This window comes from Pseudoalteromonas mucoides (assembly GCF_049257175.1).
Classification (GTDB): domain Bacteria; phylum Pseudomonadota; class Gammaproteobacteria; order Enterobacterales; family Alteromonadaceae; genus Pseudoalteromonas.
Window position 1 is genome coordinate 1 of sequence record NZ_JBMMUC010000025.1, and the last position, 22167, is coordinate 22167.

Consider the following 22167-nt stretch of genomic DNA (forward strand, 5'->3'; position numbering starts at 1 on the left):
GGACCATGCCAATCCACAATTGGAGCTTGTGTTTATCTCAGTTGGCCATTTATTTTGAAGGACGCTTAGACAGCGTACTCGATATTTAAGAATTTAAGCTGACACAGAATTTTGAACGTCCTCGCATCATAGCGAAAGGTCATTTTCGAGTAATTTGATATTTATATTCTTGCCCAATATCAATAGTCATTATTACAACAGGAACATGAGAAACAGGACAGGCACATTTATTTAATTTTCTCTTGTGATTATTTGATTTCGCCCTTGCTCTTTTGCGTGATATAACAATAGATCGGCTGTTTTTAACATTTTAGAGAGACTATTAGGTTCTTGTAGCGCTATAGCAGAAAAATGAATAAACCCGCAACTAAGAGTTACATTTATATTATTTCCATTGGAACAGTTAAATGTCTTATGCTCTGTTTCTGTACATATTTCTTTTAACACTTTTAACGCTTCATCTTCACTGGCATCAAATAATAATACAAACTCTTCGCCGCCTGTACGATAAACATCTTTCTCAGATACTTTTTTCTGAAAAAGCTCTACCAGTTGCATCAATATATCATCCCCAACATCATGCCCGTAGGTATCATTAACTTTTTTAAAAAAGTCTATGTCTAGCATGGCTAAACCAACATCTTTTTCAGCTTTCGTTCGTTGCTCAAAATCATGCCTCAATGCCAGTAAGTTGTTTGCATTGGTTAATGGATCTTTTAAAGCTAACTTAGTCAACTGAGCTTGATTTTTTAGGCGGTTTTTTTCATAAACGTGCGCGATCCCCCAAACAATAAGGTACGCTAAAACAAAGTTCGCTAATGGTTTTATATTTTGTGTATTATAAACACCGACTAAAATCCAAGTGTATATGAACAAATACATGATGGAAAAGATAAAGCCAGGCCGTATACTATTTAAAAAATAAAATAAAACGGGTAACGTCATTCCCCATGCACCAATCGCCGTGTTTAAATTGCTCATGTAGGTTGCATAAGTCACCAATAGCATATATATGGAAGAGGTTATTAAACTGTATGATAGCCTCAATTTATCGCTTCGAATTTTTAAAATTAAATAAAAGCATATAAAAACAACTACGGCTTGAATAGAAGCAAGCGCCAAATAGGTGCCAACCTTAAAATTAATGTAAGAAGTAAAAGCGCTCATCACGGCTATAAAATAATTAGCAGCAAGTAAAACCCGTTTCCTATCTTGGTTATCAATTAAAGTACTACTGGTATGCATTTTTACTTTACTCGTAAAGTTAAGGTGGATTAGTCATCGTGGCTTTGTCACCTCGGCAACATTATTTTAATAATTAAACACTTTAATAGGAGTGTATATGTGTACAAGAATGTTTAACAGTCAAAATAAAGAGTTCCCTGCAACGGGGAGGAATATGGATTGGTATTGGCAGTTAAACAGCGGTCTTTATGCATTCCCGGCAGGTTTGGAGCGCCAAGGAGTAGATAAAATTTTGCAGATACAGAATATGGTAAAAACAATACCAGCATTCTAACATGGACATCAAGCTACAGAAGTCTTGTTACGGTATTAGAGTACCCGTCGTCAAAGGTTGCTTTTGCTGCCGCTGATGGCTTAAATGAAAAAGGACTGGTTATTAATGCGTTGTATGATGGTGAAACACGATTCCCTGATGAGACAAAATCTGATAAACCTCGTTTAGGTATTCTTCGTATGGTGCAATATATACTTGATACATGTGCAAGTGTTCAAGAGCCATACATCGTTAACTAACGAGTAGAGCGAGTATCAAATTGTCAAACTCTAGAGACAAAAAACTCCGTAATAACGGAGCTTTTTTGTCAACTTTTGAAGTAATCAGTCTATTAAACCTAGAATCTCAAGTCTTTCTTTTGCTTTGATATAGCGTGTATGAACATCATCAATCTGCTGTTGAGTTAACTTTTTACCAAAGGTACGAAGGCCCCCAGTTGTATCATTGTGATGAATACCAAAAGCATACTTTAGATACTCTAGAAGTAGCGGCTGTGCATCAAGGTAAGATATAGAGTTCATAGCTTGAGATATTTTATTTGCCTCAGCCCATTCGCCCTTATTTACGTGCTCCTGCATAGTGACACTTGCTTTTGGAAATATACAACCAACACCTGTAATTCCACCGCATGCGCCAGCAAGCCCTGCATGTACAGTTACGGTATCTACACCAGCTAGTACTTTTAAGTCTTTATTTTCTAGCATCATGGTTTCAATAACTGATACATCTATAGTAGATATTTTAAGTGCTGTTACTTCAGGTAAAGCAGCAAGTCTAGTAAGAAGAGCAGTTGATAGCGCATGGTAGCCAGCGGCGTCAGGGTTGTTATAAGGCATTATTGTTATGCCGGCTTCTTTTGCAGCTGTAGCAGAAAGTGCATAGTACTCATACATTTCTTCATCAGAAGGTGACTCTTTTGTTTTGGGTGGCATCACCATTACGGTATCTACGCCAACAGTGGCGAGCTCTGTAACGATTTTAGCCAGCTCTTCTTTTGTTTCTGCTGCTGCGCCACTGATCAATGGAACATTGTATTCTTTAGCAACACTTGAAAGGGCTTGTAGTAAAGAAAGACGCTGCTCGGAGCTCAGGTAGCTGTTTTCACCCAAAGTACCAGAGCCAACAAGGCCCCCCATGCGAGTTCCACCTTTTCCTTGCACTTTTAAAATGTCGGCAGCGTATTTTTGCGTTGCATCAAGGTCAATTTCAACGGTTCCAGACTCTGTTTCTTTTAGCCATGTAAATACCGCTGGCATCACTGTATATCGCCAATCTTTACTGTTCGTGTGCATCATATTTCCTCTTTTAAATTTGTAATTGTATACATTATACAAATTTATTGTATCAGTAAAATTAACTTCGGCAAGGCTGGGATAAGAATAAACTATAAATCCAGCTTAAAGTTCAATCACAGATAAGAGCGGATAGTCGGTAAAAACGGCTATATTTTGCCGTTATGCCCTACTAAATTAGGGCAAAGTTTTACTTTTTAATTCTGCAATTACATAGGGTTGTAGAGTTAATCAGCGAACGATGCAGAGTGTAAGCGAGCATAGACTTAATACATGCACCTTTGTTAAAACTCATTCATGAAAAATCCGGTAAAGTCAAAATATTTCATGGGCTAACAGCAGAAGTCGTTACGATAGGCACACTACCTCAATAGCTAATTATTGAGTTGTGTGGCGTGGCTTTATAGTTGTTATAGACTTTTTAGCTTTGTATTCCTGACTGCTTTTAGTCATTTAGTGCGGAGCGCTTATTCTCGGTCATTGTGTTAATTGCGAAAATGTTACTTTTTATGCTCGTTTTTTACCCATTTCGAACGCTAAAGTTTGATTTCAGTAGTTACTATTTACCATATAGAAATTAATTTTCTTACTCATGGTACTTTTTAAATTTATATTTAAATATGTAATCCACTGAATATAAACATAAAAAACCCTAACGTTGATTGTGGTTGTTTCATATTTTTAATATTATGCGAATTAAATGGATATTTAATATTGTATACAATATGTAATAAGTGTATATTTTTTACGTCAGAGGTACGACAGACAATAAATCAACAGGATCAAGGAACATTTACATGTTTACATATAATAAAAAGCAAACTCGGGGTGCGGGTGTAAAAACCCTATTGGCAACGGCGGTAACAGCAGCATTAATGATGGCACCTGCTGCTCAGGCAGTTGATGGTAGTAGTATTGTAAAAGGTCACATTGTTGCGCAATCAGGCAATGATTTAATTGGCGCAACAATTACGCTTAAGCATAAGAGTAAAGGTTTAGTCTACACCATCACAAGTAATGCTGAGGGCGATTACTTATTACGTAATGTACCTGTGGGTACTTATGACGTGACTATTGTAAAAGATGGTTACGAAACAATGACTGAAGAAAATGTTGATGTCACGATTGGTCAGTCAATTATCCTTGATGTACAACTTTTTAAAGCTGGCACCGACATTGAGCGTATCGCAGTAACCGGTTCAGCAATTCGTCGTGTTGATATGGCCTCTTCAACCTCTGGCTTAACGTTTAGCGATGCTGAGCTTAAAGCTATGCCAGTAAATACGGGTTTTGAGAGTATTGCTTTACTTGCACCAGGTACCGCGGCTCCAGGTGGCTCTAATTTTAAAGGTGCTTCTAGTTTTGGTGGCGCATCAGCAGCTGAAAATGGCTACTACTTTAATGGCTTGAATGTAACAAGTATTCGTACAGGGTTGGGTTCAATTCGTCTACCGTGGGAAGCTATTTCTCAAACTCAAGTTAAAACCGGTGGTGTTAGCCCTGAATTTGGTGGTGCATTAGGCGGTATTGTAAACGCTGTATCTAAATCGGGTGATAACGATTTTAAATTTGGTGCAGAGGTGCGCTGGGATCCTGATAGTCTTCGTAGTCAGCATGATTCAATATTCCAAGATAGCGGTACCATCAGTACCAATACGCAACAGAGCAGTTACGACTTTAAAGAAGTACAGTTATGGGCGAGCGGTGCACTTATTGAAGATACGCTTTTCTTCTATGGTCTATTTGCTCCACGCAGAGAAGAGTCGAACAGTGCTGGGCAAACCACATTTTCTGATTTTGAACGTGATGAAGACCGTTGGTTTACCAAAGTTGATTGGTTTATTAATGAAGATCACTCGGTTGGCTTCTCTGCAATGAATAACAAACGTACTTGGACTAATAAAACGTTTGCTTATAGTTGGCAGGATGATGTTATTGGTGATCAGCAAGGTGTAGACGCACCGGGTGAAGATGGCGGCAAGGTTTATAGCATTAACTACAATGGCTACCTTAGTGATACGTTCTCTGTGTCAGCAGTCGTTGGACGCGTAACTGAAAATGTTGAAAACGTTGTTGCATCACCTAATCCAGGTGTTTGGGACGAAAGAAATGGCTTTTTAACGTTAAGCCAACACACTAATTCAGGAATAACAGAAGAAGAGTATATTCGTGACCAAGCTAGAATTGACTTTAACTGGGATTTGGATATGCATTCAATCCAGTTTGGTATCGATTACACCAATGTGAAAGTTGATTACTTTGAAGGTCAAAATGGTATTGGGGACGCTGAAGGCTGGTGGACTATAAAAACAGCTGGTGAAAACGATGTCTCTGGTGCAGCATTAGGTAATGATTATATCGAAAGACGAGTACGTAGTCGTGAAGTAGATTCTGATACCACTTCATTAGCGTTTTATATTAATGATTCATGGCAAGCAACTGATAATTTAGTGCTTAACATGGGTTTGCGTTATAGCCAGTTTGAAAACACTGTTTCAGACGGCCGTGCTTTCGTTGATATTGATAATCAAATCGCGCCACGTTTACAAGCTATTTATGACGTTAGTGGTGATGGTAGTGCAAAAGTATTTGCAACTTTTGGTCGTTATTTCCAACCAGTATCTGCGAACATGAATGTCACACAAGGTTCTGCGTCTATTGAATGGTTTGAGTATTTCGAATTAGACCAATTAGAAGGCAATGGTTCACCTTCTTTAACAGCTGATGGTTCACCTAGCCGTGGTGGTATGATAGGTGATAGAAGCTGGCGTCAACGTGGTATTACTGAACCAGGGTTAATTGCCTCGGCTTCTTTAAAACCAATGTACAGCGATGAGTTTACAATTGGTTATCAACAAGAAGTGTTTGATACGATGTCAGCAGGTGTACGGGCTATTTATCGTGATCTAGGTCGCAGTGTAGAAGACACCGATGTAGGTCCAGTACTTGCGAAAAAATTAGCTGAAATGGGTATTGAAGATAATGTAGGCCAAGGCTCATATTATGTACTAAACAACCCTGGTGAAGCGATTCAAATGTCGTATGACTTCGACGGTGATGGTGAAGTAGATAACGTTAATTTGAGCGCTGAAGAACTTGCGTTACCAGAAGCTCAACGTAAATACCTCGCTCTTGAATTTACTTTAGATGGTAATGTTACGGATGATTTACGAATTAATACGTCTTATACGTGGTCACATAGTTATGGTAACACTGAAGGATTAGTCAAAACGGATAACAACCAAGCCGATCCAGGTTGGACAACCTCGTATGACTACGGCGATTTGATGGATCATGGTTATGGTAATTTACCAAACGATCATCGTCATTCATTCAAACTCAGTGGTGCCTACAATATTACTGAAGCACTCACCGTTGGTTTAGTTGCAAGCGCTATTTCAGGTCGTCCCCAGAGCTACTTCTCAGTTCACCCAGAAGGTGTTGATAGCTGTGAGCAAGGCACTCCTTGGGATGCATGTATTAGTAAGTACTATGACCAAGCATCGCACTATGATGAAAATGGCAACCCTGCACCACGTGGTAGTAAAGGTAACTTACCTTGGATGACTAATGTAGATATGTCATTAACTTACTACACTGACTTTTTTGGTTCAGATATGATTTTAAAAGGCACTGTTTATAATTTATTTAACAGCGATAGTGCGATAAATATTAACGAAGAGCGTGCTCAGTATGGCGATAACGGCTTAGAGTTAAACCCTGACTATGGTTTAGTTACTGACCGTCAAGGTGCTCGTTATATGTCATTAACTGCTCGTATAGAATTTTAAGTTCCCTGGTAAGTGGCTGTTGGGTTTCAGTTTTAGTTAAGGATAGTCTCTAACAAGCGAAAAACTAAAACTGATCAATGTTTAAGCACATTCTCTTATAGAGCGAGACAGCTTTGATGCCGGGCACTGAAATGCTCGGCATTTTTCGTTATAGGAACCTCTTGCAGTGGGTTTTGAGCTACTAACTCATACCTCTAAACCTTTTGAATTGGAATTATAATAATGCAAATCATTGATAAAAATCAGATTGATTCAGTGCTGGATTTTGAAACTTTACTCACCGCGATGCGTACAGGTTTTTCACAAGAGTTTGGTATGCCTAAGCGCAATGTATACGAGCTTGATAATAGTAATTTGAAACATGATGCGTTTGCTGTATTACCAGCCTGGAATGAGCAGGTCATAGGTGTAAAAGCATTTACGTATTTTCCAGAAAATAGCCAAACAGGCTATGAGTCTTTGTATTCTAAAATAATGTTGTTTTCGCGCGAGCATGGCGAGCCATTAGCTTTGGTCGATGGAACTCGCATTACATTATGGCGCACGGCAACAGTATCGGCACTAGCCAGTTATTATTTATCACGAGAAAACAGCCAGCACTTTGTCTTTTTTGGTAGCGGTAATCTGGCTGAGTACATGATAAGAGCGCATCTAAGTGTGCGAAACTTTACGCGTGTTACGCTAATTGCGCGCAATCAAGAAAAAGCAAGGGTATTACAAAACCGTTTAAGGGCAGCATTCGCTGATATTGATGTTGTTATAGGAAAAAGTGATGAGTCAACTATACACAGTGCAGATGTAATTAGTTGTGCAACAGGCTCTGCGGCCCCCTTGTTTGATGGAAACTGGTTAAAACCAGGCACACATGTTGATTTAATTGGCAACCATCATAGTGAATCGAGAGAGTGTGATACAAAAACAATTACTCGCAGCCGAGTTTACGTTGATAGCCGTGTAAATGTGCTAGGCGAAGCAGGAGAGTTATTGATACCAATAAAAGAAGGAATGTTTAGCGAGCAAGATGTATGCGCTGAACTCGCTCAGTTAGCGCAAGAAAATAATTATGCACGTTTTAATGAAACAGACATAACCTTATTTAAATCAGTAGGTACAGCGTTAAGTGATTTAATTGCGGCTAATCATGTTTATCAGTCACTACAGGGTTAATTAATAATGAGCAGTTTATTATTTGTTTTAGGTATTTGTTTTACGCTAGTGGGTTTACTGCCTTTTTTAAGATGGCTTAAATGCAAAGTGAGAAAGCACCATTGGCGAGTATGTAAAATTGATAATATCACTGCTGTTGTTAATAACCGAGTTGCCGCACTTGAGCTGACGCAGCAGCAGACGATGTTAGTTAGCTTTCGATACAATAATCATTTGCATAGTGTGATGATTGGCCATGATGAAAAATTATTTTCTCTTTTTAAGTCAGGCAAATCATGTACATTATTGGTCGATAAAGATAACCCCAATAATGTATACAACAATGCCCAGCTGTGGCACAAATTTGCTTTAATATGGCTATTAGCTGGGCTAATTTTATTTATTGGAAGCTTTCGATTTAGTTAAATCCTAATAAGCTAGCAGTAATAAGTTTGAGTGGTAATTAGTTGGCGCGTTATTTTTTTGCATACGGTAATCGGGCCAATAGATTAGTCGTGTGGTAGCTGTCTAAGCCACTTACTGCCACTGTATTGAGAGATTCAATATTGATATAACCATCATCGCTAATAACGTCTGGGTTTATATGTAGATCTATAATTTCTCCTATCACCAACTCAGTGCCGTTTATTGCAAGGTGTTGGTGCTCAACAAGCTTTAAGGCATATTTTAAGCGGCTCTGTGAAACAAAGGGGGCGTTAAAGTCATTTAAGTACTCTGTTTTTAAACCGGTTGCATCAAACTCTGACTCATTTGCATCATAGCGAGCTGAGGTTTGGTGTGCCTGCTTATAAATATCACTGTTAATTTGATTAATAGTATAAATACCGGTTTCTTTTATATTCTCGAAAGTATGACGGGGTACGCTGTGTGGGCGGATTATCATGCCAACCAGTGGCGGATGCGCGCCTAAATGAAACACTGAGCTAACTATGGCGAGGTTGGTCTGCCCATCTTTATTTTGCGTGCCAATTAGGTTGGCACTTTTAAAACCGGACAACGAGTTGATTAGGTGAGCGCGATAACGTGAATCAAGTTGTTCGAGTGCATCTTTGTTAAAGTGCATTTTTAATCCTTTTTGTGAATGTTAAAGTAAGCTGACTATTTAAAACGGGTTTAAATGAGTTACCAAGCAATGGTATTTCCTTGGTAATCAATATAAGCACAATTGCCTGCATCACCAAGCCGCTGCGGATGATTTAAAAGAGTGTATAGAGAACGAGCAACATATTGCGCAGTAAATAATTTCCCTTGTGGAACATTCTTTTGAAATGGTTTTGACAGGGCTGTATCTGTAGTACCAGGGTGAAATAAAACGAGTCGAGTCTGCTTTGCTCGACGGGCAAGTTCGATGGCAGCAGTTTGAAACAGCATATTGAGCGCTGATTTTGAGGCGCGATAGCTATACCAACCGCCTAGTTTATTATCACTTATACTGCCAACGCGAGCGCTTAAGCTGGTAATAGTACAGGGTGTATGGTGATCTAGTAGCGGTATAATTGCTTGCAAACACAGTATTGGCGTTAATGTATTTGTATTTAATATACTATTGAAATAATTCGCATTAATATCTTCAAGTTTTTTCTCAGGCATGAACTCTTCGTTGTGTAGCTGTCCATTAAATATAACGACCTGATGTGGTTTTACGTTATGGCCTTTTAGATAGTGAGTTAAGTCGTTCAGGCTTGCTGTAGAGTAGTCGCAAATGAATGATTTAACCTTGATGCGGTTATCACTTAGGTTAATGGGCTGCCTACTAACGCATATAATGTTCGCGTTTGGCTCATGCTCAACAATTGTATTTAAGTAGGCATTAGCAATAGCGCTATTTGCGCCGAAAAGAACATACGTTGGGGCCATTATTTTATCCCGCAGCTGGTTTTGCAAAACAAAGACGTTACTTGCTTACGATACTTAGCGAACAGCCAGTAACCTAAATCAGCACTAAAACGTATAACAGGTAATTGCAGTAATTTTAACCATGAATGGCGGCCAACGGTTTGCCAAGCTGCAAAGGTAACATCTAAGCCGTAAATCATTTCACCGTTATCTTGTTGACCGTGCAAAAATCCCATTGCTTCTTCACGCTTGATATAGCTGTACCGCTGCTCAAAGTCGTCTTTGTTAATGTCTTCAAGTTGAATTTTGTTATGTGCATCAGCGCGTTTCAGTGATTGCATTTCTTTTGCGCAAAGTGGGCAGTTGCCATCGTAAAATATAATCATATGCAGGTTTTATCTATCGGTACATTATTACTTGTTACGAAATAGAATATGCTTTGGATCTGTTAAATTGTGTTTATGGATGATATTAATAGGTATTGAGAATAATAAGATAAGTGCGTGCCGACTTTTGTTTCTACTCTCACTCCACGCTTTTAGGTCCGGCAGCGCTTATTAATCGTACCCTTTGGGTATAAACATCAACAATGGAGTATTTGGAATGAGTGAACAATATGCCGCCTTGCGTGGGAACGTCAATTTATTAGGCCAGCTACTAGGTCAAACAATTAAAGACACCCAAGGACAAGCGATTTTAGATAAAGTGGAAGAAATTCGTGCTTTAGCAAAATCATCGCGCACAGGTAACGAGCAAGACCGCCATGCCTTAATTGATGTTCTGCATGCTTTAACTGATGAAGAGCTATTACCAGTGGCTCGCGCTTTTAATCACTTTTTAAATTTAGCTAATGTTGCAGAACAATTTCATACTATTTCACGTTTTAACGATGTTGGTTTTTGTCAACTAAGCCCGCTTACCCAAACACTTAAAGTGCTATCTAGCCAAGCTAAACAGGGTAAATTAGATCCTAACGAAATTGCCGAAAGTTTGTCTAAACTGCATATTAATTTAGTTTTAACTGCGCACCCTACCGAAGTAACACGCCGTACAATTATAAATAAACATGTTGAACTCAGCGATTGTTTAGCCGCATTGGAGCGTACTGATAACCTGGAGTATGAGCGTGAGAACATTTTAAATCGTATTGCGCAACTAATAAGTCAAGCTTGGCATACAGACGATATTCGTCGTTCTCGTCCAACCCCAATCGATGAAGCTAAATGGGGTTTTGCAGTTATTGAAAATAGCTTATGGCATGCAGTACCACGCTTTTTAAGAGACTTTAGTAAAGAAGTTAAAGAGCAACTCGATCTTGAGCTACCAAACGATTATAGCCCCATCGAATTTACATCGTGGATGGGCGGAGATAGAGATGGCAACCCATTTGTGACCTCGCAGGTAACTCAGCAAGTTCTTGATCATGGTCGCTGGATGGCCCTCGATTTATACAGCCGCGACATTGATACACTAAGCACTGAGCTTTCAATGTCTCAAGCTAGCGACGAATTGGTTGAGCTAGCGGGCCAGGATTTTGAACCGTATCGCGCGGTATTAAAAGTATTAAAAGCACAAGTAAGCGAAACAGTCGCTCACCTTGGCGCTAAAATTATGAACACGCGCACTGAAGCACAAGATGTTGTTACAGACATTAGCCAACTTAAGCAGCCACTTGAAGCATGTTACCGCTCGTTGCTTAAAGCCAATATGAGTGTGGTTGCTAATGGTTTACTGCTGGATGTGTTACGCCGAATTAATAGTTTTGGCATTCGATTAGCCAAACTGGATGTGCGCCAAGATTCATCGCGCCACGGTGATGTATTTTCTGAATTAACCCGTTACTTAGGCTTGGGTGATTACAACCAATGGCAAGAAGAAGACAAGCAAGCATTTTTACTTGCAGAGCTTAATTCTCGTCGTCCACTTATTCCTAAGCATTGGCAGCCAAGCAATGAGGTGCAAGAGGTGCTCGACACCTTTGATGTGATTGCAAAGCAAGATGCATCAACCTTTGGTTTATATATTATTTCAATGGCGCGTACGGCATCAGATGTGCTTGCTGTGCAGTTGTTATTAAAAGAAAGCGGCTGTAGCTTTAAGTTACCAGTAGCGCCATTATTCGAAACCCTTGATGACTTGAATGCCGGGCACAGCGTTATTACGCAATTGCTTGATAATACTTGGTATCGTGGTCAAGCAGAGGGCGTACAAAACGTCATGATCGGTTATTCTGATTCAGCCAAAGACGCAGGCATGATGGCTGCTGGTTGGGCGCAATATGAAGCAATGGATAAACTAGTACAGCTTGCCCAAGAGCGCGGTATTGAGCTTGTATTATTCCATGGCCGTGGTGGTACCGTTGGCCGTGGTGGCGCTCCTGCTGCACAAGCTCTGCGTTCACAGCCGCCTGGTTCATTAAAAGGCGGTTTACGGGTAACAGAGCAAGGTGAGATGATCCGCTTTAAGTTTGGTTTACCTAATGTGGCATTAGAAAGCTTAAATATTTACGCTGGTGCTGTGCTTGAAAGTAACTTATTACCACCACCAGAGCCAAAAGATCAATGGCGTGATGTGATGGCGTTGATCAGTGAAAAGTCATGCGAGCATTATCGTAATGTAGTGCGTTTTGACGAAAACTTTGTGCCATATTTTAGAATGGCAACACCTGAGCAAGAGCTTGGTAAATTACCACTGGGGTCTCGCCCTGCTAAACGAAACCCACATGGTGGTGTAGAGAGTCTACGTGCGATTCCATGGATTTTCGCATGGAGTCAAAACCGTTTAATGTTACCTGCTTGGTTAGGTGCACTTACAGGTTTACAAGCAGCAGTTGAGCAATACGGTGTTGAAACATTAAATGAAATGAGCCAGCAATGGCCGTTCTTCAGAGCGCGTTTAGAAATGCTTGAAATGGTGTTTAGCAAAGCAGATTGTTGGTTAAGTGCTCATTATGACGATGCATTGGTTGAACCACAATATAAACCATTAGGTGAAGAGCTGCGTAAAGAGCTTAAACAGGCAATTGCTTTAGTGCAATCATTGAGCCCGCAACAAAGCTTGTTGGCTGATCAACCTTGGATCAAAGAGTCTATTGGTTTGCGTAATCCGTATACTGATCCACTCAATGTACTTCAAGTGGAGTTACTTAAACGCTCTCGCGAAGCGCAAGAAGGGGCATCAGGCGATATTGATAATGCATTAATGATCACCATGACTGGTATTGCAGCAGGTATGCGTAATACTGGTTAATGATTGTGATGTATGGCTTCATTGTGCTCTTTGGCAGCTTTGGGGCCATCAATGGGTAATGTCAGTACACAACGTGCGCCGTGTTCACAAGGCTCGGCGCATATAATTTTATATTGCCCACAATGTAGTATTTAACTGCATTAAACACTACATTTTACCCCAGCCCTAAGTGATTTATGTTTTTATGTAGCCATGATTACAAGTAAAAGCGTAAAGAACTAAGCTCAGAAAGTTCCGTTTGCGCTCAATAAATATAGTACTTTTATCTGAAAATCATTCCTGGTCTAACCTGTTCGGGTGGTATTTCTTGACTCGCTCCAATAAAAAATTACAATACCTCGCTTTTTGGCACTTCATCAATTAACCGAGTCTATTGTATGTCTAATGTTTCAACTTGCATCACATTTGATGCATCCACATCATTAATAATGATGACATTAAAAGGGACTGCAAGTGCACAGGATGTGATTAATTTCTATCAGATTGCCCAGCAGTATGGCGAAATGTATAGCAGTAACAAGCTACTGGTCGACGTGTCTGAGCTCAGTCACGATTTTCCAGCCAGCGAGCTTTTAAGTATTATGCCGACTATATCGGGTTGGCTAAAAGACTACCTGATTGCCAGAATAGTCAGTTTTGATGGTTTTATGCACGACTTGTTTCTGCAAAAAGCAAAGCGGTTTAATATAGCAGCAGAAAACTTTGAATGTTTTGCTACTGCGAAAAGCTGGCTTGAAAATCAATCTGGTAATTAGTCGCTGAACATTTTACACTGTGAAGCCATTAAATAAGTAAAATTTGTTTATGACTTCATCAACATCTTCTTCGCCTATCAATTCAATAACAGGGCACACTTTCGAATTTGCTGAACCTGAGCGTAATGCATTGTTCAATCAAGTTAAGTCACAACAGGGTCGATTAAATACAGCAGATATTAATGCACTTTGCACTGAGCACTCACTCACTCAAGCAGAATTGCTCAGGGCTTGTTTACCTATTGCCTCTTTATTTGCTGTGGCGCCTATATCTCAGTTTTTAGTGGGGGCAATCGTGGTGGGGTTAGATGCACAGCAACAGCCCAGTTTTTATTTTGGTGCTAATGTTGAATTTGCACATCAGCCGCTGAGTTTAGTGGTTCACGCTGAGCAATCAGCAATAAATAATGCTTGGCTCAATGGTGCTAAGTCTATTGTTAAAATAGCGATTAGTGACGCACCTTGTGGTTATTGCCGCCAATTTATGAATGAGTTAGCAGATGCCGAAACATTCGATATTTTATTGCCAACTCAACAATTTAAACTCACCGAATTGTTGCCTGCCGCGTTTGGACCTAAGGATTTGGGTAATCAATATAGTTTGTTTAATCCGGCTCCACAATCTACTCATGTGGGTGCAAACTCAGAGGTTTGTCCTGTGCTTATTGAACAGGCAAAACAAGCTTATGTGCCGTATACACAAAACTATAGTGCGGTAAAAATAACCACATTTGAAAATGGCTGCTTTTACGGGCGTTATGCTGAAAATGCGGCGTATAGCCCTAGTCTTGCGCCACTGCAAAGCGCAATCAGTCAGCTCCATCTAGCAGGCTTAACTATGGATAGTGCAATTGTTGCAAGGGTAGAGTTAGTGCAAACGCAAGGCGCTGAAAATCAACTGCAAGTGAGTGAAGCTGTACTGGCAAGTTACGATAACTTACCAGCTTTACAAAGCTATAGTTTAAGCTTTACTTAGTAGCACTTTAGCGGCTTCAAGTACCACGGCAACTGATTTTTTCTCAATCTCGCCGTGGTCAACATTGGGTATTTCTTGGCGCGTTCTATTCACTAAAACCCCTGCCACACAGGCAGCTTTTAAACCAAGTGCTGCACACATGGTGAATAACGTAGCCGATTCCATTTCGTAATTCATTACGCCAAGCTTTTGCCATTCTTCGCAACTACCTTGGAACGCTTTTGGTACGTAACCTGAGTAGGTATCATAGCGTTCTTGACCAGGGTAAAAGGTATCGCTTGATGCTGTTATACCGATATGAAAATCAATATTTAAGTTATTACAGGCGTTAACCATGGCTTGGGTCGCAAAAAAATCAGATACGGCAGGGTAGTTAAGTGGCGCGAAGTGCTGGCTTGCACCATCTAAGCGAACAGATGCTTGGCTAATTAAAATATCACCTTCATTAATATGTGGCTGAATAGCCCCTGTAGTACCAATGCGTAAAAATGTATCAACACCTAATTGAGCCAGTTCTTCTACTGCAATAGATGTTGATGGGCCGCCAATACCTGTTGAACATATTACAACAGGTTGGCCGCTAAGTAAGCCTAAGTAAGCATGAAATTCTCGGGTTTGTACTAAACAACGTGGATTTTCCAAAAAACTAGAGATGCGCTCAGCTCTATCAGGATCGCCCGGCACGATTGCTAACGTTGCGCCTTGTAAATCGTCGCGAGTAAGTCCTAAATGAAAAACCTTTTCCATAATGTTGCCTTTTAAATCATATGAGTATTGTCAATCTAACATCATTACTATTATGACATTGCCTGTACAGGACGGATGTCCGCTTTAGATTATCAGCTTTATTCATTCTCTTTGAATATTCAATCACTGAAGCAAATTAATCAATCTACACAACGGTTGACTTGTTTAAACAGACACTATATCTATCCTTTAATATACTTAATTTGAATCTATGCGTTGTTTTTAATTTATAGCTAAAGCTATGTTACATAATGATAAATTTATTTTTTCTACATGCCTTTGTAAAATTGGCTTTGTTGTCATGTTTTATGAAATGACCACCATGAAGGTTTTATTAAATTTATTTTCAACAGCGTCCTTTTTGCATAACTACGCAAAAACACAGAGTAAGGAATCGTAATGAGCACACAATGGCAAACATTTAAAAGCAAAGTTGAACACTGTTTATGTCCACCGGGTGATGGAGTTTTCACTGTTAATACTGCAAAAGAGCGCAAAGCGGCGTTACGCAATAAACTGTATGGTCAAGAAGATAATGTTGACACTTTATGGCGTGATTCACTCGATACTTTATCCGACAGCCCTTTTAAAGCCGTGACTCTGGGTATTAGCTCTGATTGTGGCGGAGGTATTTTACGTGGCGCAAACTGGGGACCGTTATTTTTGCGTTCCACTTTGATTGACCAACAACCCCAAGCGAAATCTTTTGACTTAGGTGATGTACGTGTTATCCCACATTTACTGCATGATAAATACTTAAATGACGCAACGATTAGCAATTGTCAAAAGGCGCTCTATGATAATCCTAATAGTGATTATTACGTGAGCCCACTGTCAATTACTGAAGATGTTTGTGACAGCTTTTATGCTACGTTTAGCGATAAAGGTATCTTTGGTATTGGTGGCGATCATTCAATTAGTTACCCACTTACTAAAGCATATTTAAAAGCAAAACGTGATCAAGGAAAACGTACAGCCATCATCCATTTTGATGCCCATACTGATTTATTGGTTGAGCGCTTGGGTATCGATTTATGTTTTGGTTCATGGTGTACACATATTTTAGAATTTTTACCTGCGCCGCATCATCTTATTCAGTTTGGTATTCGCTCAAGCGGTAAGCCAAAGGAACATTGGGAGTCAACGTTTGGTGTAAAACAACATTGGGCGCATGAAATCATTGAACGTGGCGCACAAGAAATTGCCAGTGAAGTGATTGCTCAATTAAAAGCTGATAATGTAGACGAACTCTATGTAAGCTTTGATATTGACGCTCTAGATGAAGAATTTGCTTCGGCAACGGGTACTCCCGAAGGTAATGGTCTAACGCCAAAGCACGCGTTAGATATCCTAGCAGCATTGGCTGATGAGTTTCCAATAACGGGTGCTGATATGATGGAAATAGCGCCATTTACCGACAGTTCATTAGTAGGTCAATCAAGCTCAGAAACCACGCTGAGGGAAGGTGCAAAAATTTCAGCATTTTTAATCAATGCAATGAACAGATAACCTTTTAGAGAAAAATCTTAAAAACAGGCTGTTATGGCCTGTTTTTTATTCACTTATCAGTAAATTAGCGCTATATTTAGACTGCAATTCACAGCTTGATGTAAAATCAGTTACTAAAATGCGAGGACTAAAGTGGTTAAATGGAATTTGTTACTATTGGTTATTTTGAGCCCGCAATGCTTTGCTAAGCTCAATATCGTTACGGAAAACTTTCCTCCTGCGCAATATATTGACGATAATAATCAACTAACGGGCCATGTTGTTGAAAAGGTACGTAAAGCCCTAGATGCATCTTCAATTGATTATGCAATTTCAGTACATAGTTGGAGTACTGCATTTAATACTGCCCTGCGCGACCCACAAACCTGTATTTTTTCGGTAACACGTTCTAAAGAGCGCGAAGATAAGCTACTTTGGATTGCGGAGTTAGCTGAACTCACTACCAACTTTTACGCTCTAAACTCTAAAAATATTCAGTTCGATAACTTAGAGCAAGCTAAACAGTATCGTGTTGCCGTACTTAAAGATAACTATAGTCATCAGTACTTATCATCTCAAGGCTTTGAAGAAGGTAAAAACTTACTGGCTATGGATAGCTTTGATAACATATTTAATATTGTTCATAGTCGTAAAAATAGTATCGATCTTGTGATCTTACCTAAACAGCGAGCTGACTTTGAGCAACAATCTCAGCCCACAGCAGATAGCCTACAACCTGTGTTAAAACTTAATATTAAACAGCCATCATTGTACTTTGCTTGCAATAAAGCGTTAGACAAAGTATCTAAGTTAGAGCTGACCCGTGTGTTTTCTGCTTTATAGTCAATCATACCTATCTAAGTTTATGTAATTTAATAACTTTAAAGATAATTAAAATATAAATTGCTGTGTTTAAAAAAGAGCCTATAATCCAGCTGCTTTTGCTTATAAAAGCGCTTATTGTTGGAGTGTTAAATGGGTGATTTAATCGGGATTGGGTTATTGATCTTGATCAGTGCGTTATTCGCTATGTCGGAAATTGCTATAGCCGCATCGCGTAAGATAAAGCTAAGAGTGATGGCTGATGAAGGTAATGCAAACGCAGCTGCCGTATTAAAACTGCAGGAACAGCCTGGCGCATTTTTTGCCATGATCCAAATAGCCCTTAATGCGATTGCCATTTTAGGAGGAATTGTTGGTGAGCAAGCCCTTTCTCCTTATGTAGAGCGAGTTTTGGTGATGATTTATCAAGGTCCTTTACTTGGACAAATCAGCTTTTTAATTTCGTTTTTTACTATTACGTCACTGTTCATTTTATTTGCTGATTTAATGCCTAAACGCTTAGCGATGATCATGCCTGAAGCCGTTGCTGTTAGGTTGGTTAACTTGATGCGCTGGGTTACGTTTGCCCTTACACCGTTTGTAATGTTTTTTAATGGCCTGACTAATTTAATTTTAAGATTATTTAAAGTGCCTGCAGAACGTGAAGATATTGTCACTACTGAAGATATTGTTGCGATGATGGATGCGGGTGCTGAGTATGGCAGTTTACAGCAGCAAGAATATGACTTAATTGGCAATGTATTTGACTTAGAGGCACGGTTTTTATCAAGCGTAATGACACCCCGTGATCAAATTGTTTATTTTGATATAAATGAAGCCAGCGTTGATATTGCCTGCAAAATTATTGAGCATCCCCATAACCATTTTTTAGTATGTAATGGCAATCTGGATAAACTCATTGGCTCTGTTGAATCAAAAGATATATTACGCCAAGTACTTAAAGGCGAAGTGGCAAACATTAATGAAGACTTATTAGAAAAAGAAACTCTTTATTTGCCTGAAACACTCAGTTTATCTGAGGCGTTAAACGCATTTAAAGCTGCGGCCAAACCGTTTGCTGTCGTTGTAAATGAGTATGCGTTGGTGGTCGGTATTGTTACCGTAAAAGATTTACTGAAAGGCTTTATGGGGGATTTAATAACCCACACAGGCGATGAGCTGATCATTGCGCGAGACGAAAACTCGTGGCTTGTGGATGGCTTAACCCCGGTGGTTGAGCTGGCTAAAGTACTTGAAATTGATGAATTTCCGGATCAAATGCATTACGAAACCGTGGCAGGGTATTTAATTTACTCAATGAAACGCATTCCTAAACGTGCTGAGTATATTACTTTTTCTGGCTTTAAGTTTGAAGTGGTTGATGTAGAAGGTATTAGAGTCGAACAGTTATTAGTAAGTAAAATTAGCTAACACATCGATGTGTTTAAGATTTTTTAAAACCTGCTTGTTGTTGATAACGAGATCGTTAACAATACAGGCAGTGTTTTAATTAATTGCTCTAAGGTTAACCATGGCGTTGTCTTCGCTTGTATCTCGTATTACACCCAATATTCTACTATTTTTATCGCTCATCAATTTTAACAGTGCAACTGCCAAGAATAATGAACAGACCTTAATTATGATGGGCAGTGCAATTGAAACCTGTACTACCTTAAGCCCACAGTTTTGTAAATTAGATGCGCCGTTAAGGGATGAAAAAAGTGCGCTATATGCGCTTTCTACAGATTCTATTGGGCAAATAAAAAAAGATTGGCCAACAGCAAATAAAAGCCATCTAACAGCAACAATCACCAATTTAAATACGTTATTAAAAACTCACCAAACATTACTTTCTAAAAGGGAGTTGTTGTGGGCATGGCGTGATATTGCAAGCCAACAAATGAGTGAATTAACTCAACTTGAGTTTGATTATGTGATTGATATGCTGCAAGTTGCTCAACCAGATGGGCAAGGGCGCGTACTTAATATTGATTTAAAAAATAGTAAAGCAGATCAGCTTTGGCTGGAGGATAGCTACAAATTTATTGCTGCGAGCTTAAAAGTAAAAGCTGAAAACCCTAAACTGTTAGTGGTAAGCGCAACTAGTCGAGACCCTTACTTTACAGCAAGTTACTATGAGACTGTCTTATCGCAAATGGGAGTGGCAGTAGAGTGGCTCGCCTTAACGCCTGCATTAGCAACGGCGTTAACTCAAGGGCAATGTGGTCAACTTGAGCAGTTTCGGCATAAACACATGGGGCTGTATAACAGAGAGGCTGTGTTCCCTAAGCGCGTCAATACTGAGCGTAGACTCTGTGAGCAAGGGGTTGAGTCATTAATAGAAAAAATTAATAACAGTACTGGTATTGTTTTGGCGGGTAATAACAGCAATACACATAACCTTAGTGCAAGCTTTTATAACCCCGATGGTAAGGCTTACCCATGGACAAGTGCTGTTCGCGATGTTCCAGTATTAATTGCTGAAAATAAAAATGCCGAGTTTGTTGCAGTACAACACATCGAAAATAAACCACAAAGAGCAGCTGATGTGTTAATAAACAAAAAAGTTAAAACTAAGCCTGGGCTTGAAAGTGTCGAATACGCATTTCTGAAAAGCCAGTTTAGTGAAACAAACAGCCTTGCTTTGTTAGCTACATCCCTTGAGACAACTAACCAACATGTGGGGCTGGGTATTGACGCTAATACCTCTTTGGTCGTGATCAAATCAAATGAAGGTAATGTACTTACGGTATTAGGTGAGCGAGGTGTCATAGGTTTAACCTTAGAGCAGGCGCAATCTTATCGTTATTCTTATTGGCCATCAGGAAGTGTATTTAACTATAATAAACAAAGGTTTAGTTTAAATCAGCGCAGTACTGAGAATGCTCTACCAAACATCAAGATACCGAGCCTGCCGATGCAGCGCTTCAATAATATATTAACGGATAATAAATTACGTTCATTAACGCAGGCCTTGTGTTTAAGCCAAGATACAACTGCAGTGGGCCAGCAAGGAGCGTTCTTGGTGAGTTTGAATGCGACGGATGAAACCTCATATAAGCGCATTAATGCTAGTCGATACGGCTGTGCTATTGAGCAATTAGCGCTCAAGTTCTCTGAAATCAATTAAGCTTTATACCCAAGAAAATACTCAAAGGAGCTCAAGTACAGAGCTCCTTTTTTAATTAATAGCCTGTACTCTTTTATATAGGGTTACGTTGTAGATTCCTTTTTTACATACTTCTCATGCATTTTCTCAAAACCACATTGTAAAGTTATGCAAATAATTCTTAATTAATATTGGATCTCTAAATAATTTAATTTAGAATGATCGTTCATTCTAAATTAAAGGTAGTTTTCATGCAGCGTTCTCGCGTCGTTCTTTTTGCAGTGTCAGCTTTAGCCAGTGCAGTTATTTTATCTGGTTGCGATCAGAGTCCTCAAGTAAGCCAACAGGCCAAACAAGCAGTGCCGGTTGGGGTGATCACACTTAAAAGTCAGCCATTAACCTTAACCAAAGAGTTACCAGGGCGTGTTGCGGCATCGCAAGTAGCTGAAATTCGCCCGCAAGTGAGTGGCATTATTCAGTCTCGTTTATTTACCCAAGGGGCTGAAGTTAAAAAAGGCCAAGCTCTTTACCAAATAGACGCATCAACATTTGAAGCGCAAGTAGCAACGAGCAAAGCAGCAATTACTAAAGCGAAAGCGAGTATTGCGAATGCTAAAGCAAAGTCTGAACGCTATGATGAACTATTAAAAATTAAGGCGGTAAGCCAGCAAGACTTTGACGAAGCAGATGCCAGTTATAAGGGCGCTGAAGCTGATTTATTGACTGCTCAAGCGCAACTTAAAACAGCGAAAATTAACTTGGACTACAGCAAAGTTAAGTCACCAATTAGTGGTCAAATTGGCAAATCAAATGTGACGGCAGGGGCTTTAGTCAGTGCAAACCAAACTACGGCACTTGCCACGGTAACGCAACTAGATCCTATCTATGTCGATTTAACTCAATCTAGCAGTGAGCTAACTCGCTTGAAAAAAGCCATTGCCAGTGGCGAGCTTGATAAAGACATGGCATTGCACTCTAAAGTTGAATTGAAAATGGAAGATGGCTCGACTTATCCGCATAAAGGGACGTTACAATTCTCAGAAGTAACGGTTGATCCAAGCACTGGCTCGGTAACGCTCCGTGCTGAATTTCCAAACCCTGAAAAACTATTATTACCTGGCATGTATGTTCGCGCTGTGATTGTTGAGGGTGTAAAGACTAATGCGATTTTAGCCCCGCAGCGCGGTATTAGCCGAAATACCAAAGGTGAACCCACTGCAATGGTTGTTAGTAAAGACAATACTGTTGAGCCTCGCGTTTTAAAAACGGATCGTACAATCGGTTCTAACTGGTTGATTACCGATGGCCTAAACGATGGCGATAAACTCATTGTAGAAGGCTTACAAAAAATAGCACCTGGCGCACCAGTTAGCGCTGTTCCCGCTGAATCTTCTGCTAATACACAATAACGGAGCA

At 39.7% G+C, this 22167-nt stretch carries 19 protein-coding genes; 13 read left to right on the forward strand and 6 right to left on the reverse strand.

The window, feature by feature from the left end:
- Nucleotides 1-231 precede the first annotated feature (231 nt).
- Nucleotides 232-1245 (reverse strand): GGDEF domain-containing protein, encoded by a 1014-nt coding sequence (locus AAEU30_RS20400; protein ID WP_421962132.1) that lies wholly within the window; start codon nt 1243-1245, stop codon nt 232-234.
- A gap of 97 nt (nt 1246-1342) precedes the next feature.
- Here AAEU30_RS20400 and AAEU30_RS20405 point away from each other — a divergent pair, with 97 nt between their 5' ends.
- Together AAEU30_RS20405 and AAEU30_RS20410 are read left to right on the forward strand one after the other, a co-directional pair.
- Entirely contained in the window at nt 1343-1519 is a 177-nt protein-coding gene (locus tag AAEU30_RS20405; protein WP_421962133.1) for a hypothetical protein, read from the forward strand.
- A complete protein-coding gene (locus AAEU30_RS20410; RefSeq protein WP_421962172.1) occupies nt 1513-1758 on the forward strand; it encodes a linear amide C-N hydrolase in 246 nt (81 codons plus the stop codon). The genes AAEU30_RS20405 and AAEU30_RS20410 overlap by 7 nt, the downstream gene beginning before the upstream one ends.
- An 84-nt stretch (nt 1759-1842) precedes the next feature.
- Here the strand turns inward: AAEU30_RS20410 and AAEU30_RS20415 are convergent, their stop codons facing one another.
- Nucleotides 1843-2811, reverse strand: coding sequence for a dihydrodipicolinate synthase family protein (locus tag AAEU30_RS20415; protein WP_421962173.1), 969 nt, complete (start codon nt 2809-2811; stop codon nt 1843-1845).
- Between the two features lie 797 nt (nt 2812-3608).
- Here AAEU30_RS20415 and AAEU30_RS20420 point away from each other — a divergent pair.
- The 3 genes from AAEU30_RS20420 (at nt 3609) to AAEU30_RS20430 (ending at nt 8174) form a co-directional block, all read left to right on the forward strand.
- On the forward strand, nt 3609-6602 hold the full coding sequence (locus tag AAEU30_RS20420) for a TonB-dependent receptor (protein WP_421962134.1): 2994 nt from the start codon (nt 3609-3611) through the stop codon (nt 6600-6602).
- 222 nt (nt 6603-6824) lie between these two features.
- Entirely contained in the window at nt 6825-7769 is a 945-nt protein-coding gene (lhpI, locus tag AAEU30_RS20425; RefSeq protein ID WP_421962135.1) for a bifunctional Delta(1)-pyrroline-2-carboxylate/Delta(1)-piperideine-2-carboxylate reductase, read from the forward strand.
- A gap of 6 nt (nt 7770-7775) precedes the next feature.
- The gene (locus tag AAEU30_RS20430) at nt 7776-8174 is read left to right on the forward strand and encodes a hypothetical protein (protein WP_421962136.1); all 399 of its coding nucleotides are present in this window, start codon (nt 7776-7778) and stop codon (nt 8172-8174) included.
- A 49-nt stretch (nt 8175-8223) separates the two neighbouring features.
- Here the strand turns inward: AAEU30_RS20430 and AAEU30_RS20435 are convergent, their stop codons facing one another.
- Genes AAEU30_RS20435 through AAEU30_RS20445 form a run of 3 tightly spaced genes read right to left on the reverse strand, consistent with a single transcriptional unit; the run spans nt 8224 to nt 9991 of the window.
- Nucleotides 8224-8832 (reverse strand): flavin reductase family protein, encoded by a 609-nt coding sequence (locus tag AAEU30_RS20435; protein WP_421962137.1) that lies wholly within the window; start codon nt 8830-8832, stop codon nt 8224-8226.
- Nucleotides 8833-8891: 59 nt separating this feature from the next.
- Nucleotides 8892-9626 (reverse strand): SDR family NAD(P)-dependent oxidoreductase, encoded by a 735-nt coding sequence (locus AAEU30_RS20440; protein ID WP_421962138.1) that lies wholly within the window; start codon nt 9624-9626, stop codon nt 8892-8894.
- On the reverse strand, nt 9626-9991 hold the full coding sequence (locus AAEU30_RS20445) for a thiol-disulfide oxidoreductase DCC family protein (RefSeq protein ID WP_421962139.1): 366 nt from the start codon (nt 9989-9991) through the stop codon (nt 9626-9628). The genes AAEU30_RS20440 and AAEU30_RS20445 overlap by 1 nt, the downstream gene beginning before the upstream one ends.
- Nucleotides 9992-10208: 217 nt before the next feature.
- Here AAEU30_RS20445 and ppc point away from each other — a divergent pair, with 217 nt between their 5' ends.
- The 3 genes from ppc (at nt 10209) to cdd (ending at nt 14585) form a co-directional block, all read left to right on the forward strand.
- Nucleotides 10209-12854: a phosphoenolpyruvate carboxylase gene (ppc, locus tag AAEU30_RS20450; RefSeq protein WP_421962140.1), complete on the forward strand. Its 2646-nt coding sequence runs from the start codon at nt 10209-10211 to the stop codon at nt 12852-12854.
- Nucleotides 12855-13231: 377 nt separating this feature from the next.
- On the forward strand, nt 13232-13609 hold the full coding sequence (locus tag AAEU30_RS20455; protein ID WP_087533233.1) for a hypothetical protein: 378 nt from the start codon (nt 13232-13234) through the stop codon (nt 13607-13609).
- 49 nt (nt 13610-13658) lie between these two features.
- A complete protein-coding gene (cdd, locus tag AAEU30_RS20460; RefSeq protein ID WP_421962141.1) occupies nt 13659-14585 on the forward strand; it encodes a cytidine deaminase in 927 nt (308 codons plus the stop codon).
- On the opposite strand, the gene udp is transcribed toward cdd, so the two are convergent.
- On the reverse strand, nt 14571-15332 hold the full coding sequence (udp, locus tag AAEU30_RS20465) for a uridine phosphorylase (RefSeq protein ID WP_087533235.1): 762 nt from the start codon (nt 15330-15332) through the stop codon (nt 14571-14573). The genes cdd and udp overlap by 15 nt on opposite strands.
- A 399-nt stretch (nt 15333-15731) precedes the next feature.
- Here udp and AAEU30_RS20470 point away from each other — a divergent pair, with 399 nt between their 5' ends.
- The 5 genes from AAEU30_RS20470 (at nt 15732) to AAEU30_RS20490 (ending at nt 22160) form a co-directional block, all read left to right on the forward strand.
- Nucleotides 15732-16841, forward strand: coding sequence for an arginase family protein (locus tag AAEU30_RS20470; RefSeq protein WP_421962142.1), 1110 nt, complete (start codon nt 15732-15734; stop codon nt 16839-16841).
- 132 nt (nt 16842-16973) lie between these two features.
- Nucleotides 16974-17663 carry a substrate-binding periplasmic protein gene (locus AAEU30_RS20475; protein WP_421962143.1) on the forward strand — a complete coding sequence of 230 codons (690 nt, stop codon included), beginning with the start codon at nt 16974-16976 and terminating at the stop codon, nt 17661-17663.
- A gap of 132 nt (nt 17664-17795) precedes the next feature.
- A complete protein-coding gene (paeA, locus tag AAEU30_RS20480; protein ID WP_421962144.1) occupies nt 17796-19073 on the forward strand; it encodes a polyamine export protein PaeA in 1278 nt (425 codons plus the stop codon).
- A 100-nt stretch (nt 19074-19173) separates the two neighbouring features.
- Nucleotides 19174-20772 (forward strand): type 1 glutamine amidotransferase family protein, encoded by a 1599-nt coding sequence (locus tag AAEU30_RS20485; RefSeq protein ID WP_421962145.1) that lies wholly within the window; start codon nt 19174-19176, stop codon nt 20770-20772.
- A 230-nt stretch (nt 20773-21002) separates the two neighbouring features.
- Nucleotides 21003-22160 (forward strand): efflux RND transporter periplasmic adaptor subunit, encoded by a 1158-nt coding sequence (locus AAEU30_RS20490; protein WP_421962146.1) that lies wholly within the window; start codon nt 21003-21005, stop codon nt 22158-22160.
- Nucleotides 22161-22167 lie beyond the last annotated feature (7 nt).

What these genes read in the sequence shown, in the direction of transcription:
- AAEU30_RS20400 (WP_421962132.1), bottom strand. Translation starts at nt 1,245, where the DNA reads ATGCATACCAGTAGTACTTTAATTGATAACCAAGATAGGAAACGGGTT.
- AAEU30_RS20405 (WP_421962133.1), top strand. Translation starts at nt 1,343, where the DNA reads ATGTGTACAAGAATGTTTAACAGTCAAAATAAAGAGTTCCCTGCAACG.
- AAEU30_RS20415 (WP_421962173.1), bottom strand. Translation starts at nt 2,811, where the DNA reads ATGCACACGAACAGTAAAGATTGGCGATATACAGTGATGCCAGCGGTA.
- AAEU30_RS20420 (WP_421962134.1), top strand. Translation starts at nt 3,609, where the DNA reads ATGTTTACATATAATAAAAAGCAAACTCGGGGTGCGGGTGTAAAAACC.
- lhpI (WP_421962135.1), top strand. Translation starts at nt 6,825, where the DNA reads ATGCAAATCATTGATAAAAATCAGATTGATTCAGTGCTGGATTTTGAA.
- AAEU30_RS20430 (WP_421962136.1), top strand. Translation starts at nt 7,776, where the DNA reads ATGAGCAGTTTATTATTTGTTTTAGGTATTTGTTTTACGCTAGTGGGT.
- AAEU30_RS20435 (WP_421962137.1), bottom strand. Translation starts at nt 8,832, where the DNA reads ATGCACTTTAACAAAGATGCACTCGAACAACTTGATTCACGTTATCGC.
- AAEU30_RS20440 (WP_421962138.1), bottom strand. Translation starts at nt 9,626, where the DNA reads ATGGCCCCAACGTATGTTCTTTTCGGCGCAAATAGCGCTATTGCTAAT.
- AAEU30_RS20445 (WP_421962139.1), bottom strand. Translation starts at nt 9,991, where the DNA reads ATGATTATATTTTACGATGGCAACTGCCCACTTTGCGCAAAAGAAATG.
- ppc (WP_421962140.1), top strand. Translation starts at nt 10,209, where the DNA reads ATGAGTGAACAATATGCCGCCTTGCGTGGGAACGTCAATTTATTAGGC.
- AAEU30_RS20455 (WP_087533233.1), top strand. Translation starts at nt 13,232, where the DNA reads ATGTCTAATGTTTCAACTTGCATCACATTTGATGCATCCACATCATTA.
- cdd (WP_421962141.1), top strand. Translation starts at nt 13,659, where the DNA reads ATGACTTCATCAACATCTTCTTCGCCTATCAATTCAATAACAGGGCAC.
- udp (WP_087533235.1), bottom strand. Translation starts at nt 15,332, where the DNA reads ATGGAAAAGGTTTTTCATTTAGGACTTACTCGCGACGATTTACAAGGC.
- AAEU30_RS20470 (WP_421962142.1), top strand. Translation starts at nt 15,732, where the DNA reads ATGAGCACACAATGGCAAACATTTAAAAGCAAAGTTGAACACTGTTTA.
- paeA (WP_421962144.1), top strand. Translation starts at nt 17,796, where the DNA reads ATGGGTGATTTAATCGGGATTGGGTTATTGATCTTGATCAGTGCGTTA.
- AAEU30_RS20485 (WP_421962145.1), top strand. Translation starts at nt 19,174, where the DNA reads ATGGCGTTGTCTTCGCTTGTATCTCGTATTACACCCAATATTCTACTA.
- AAEU30_RS20490 (WP_421962146.1), top strand. Translation starts at nt 21,003, where the DNA reads ATGCAGCGTTCTCGCGTCGTTCTTTTTGCAGTGTCAGCTTTAGCCAGT.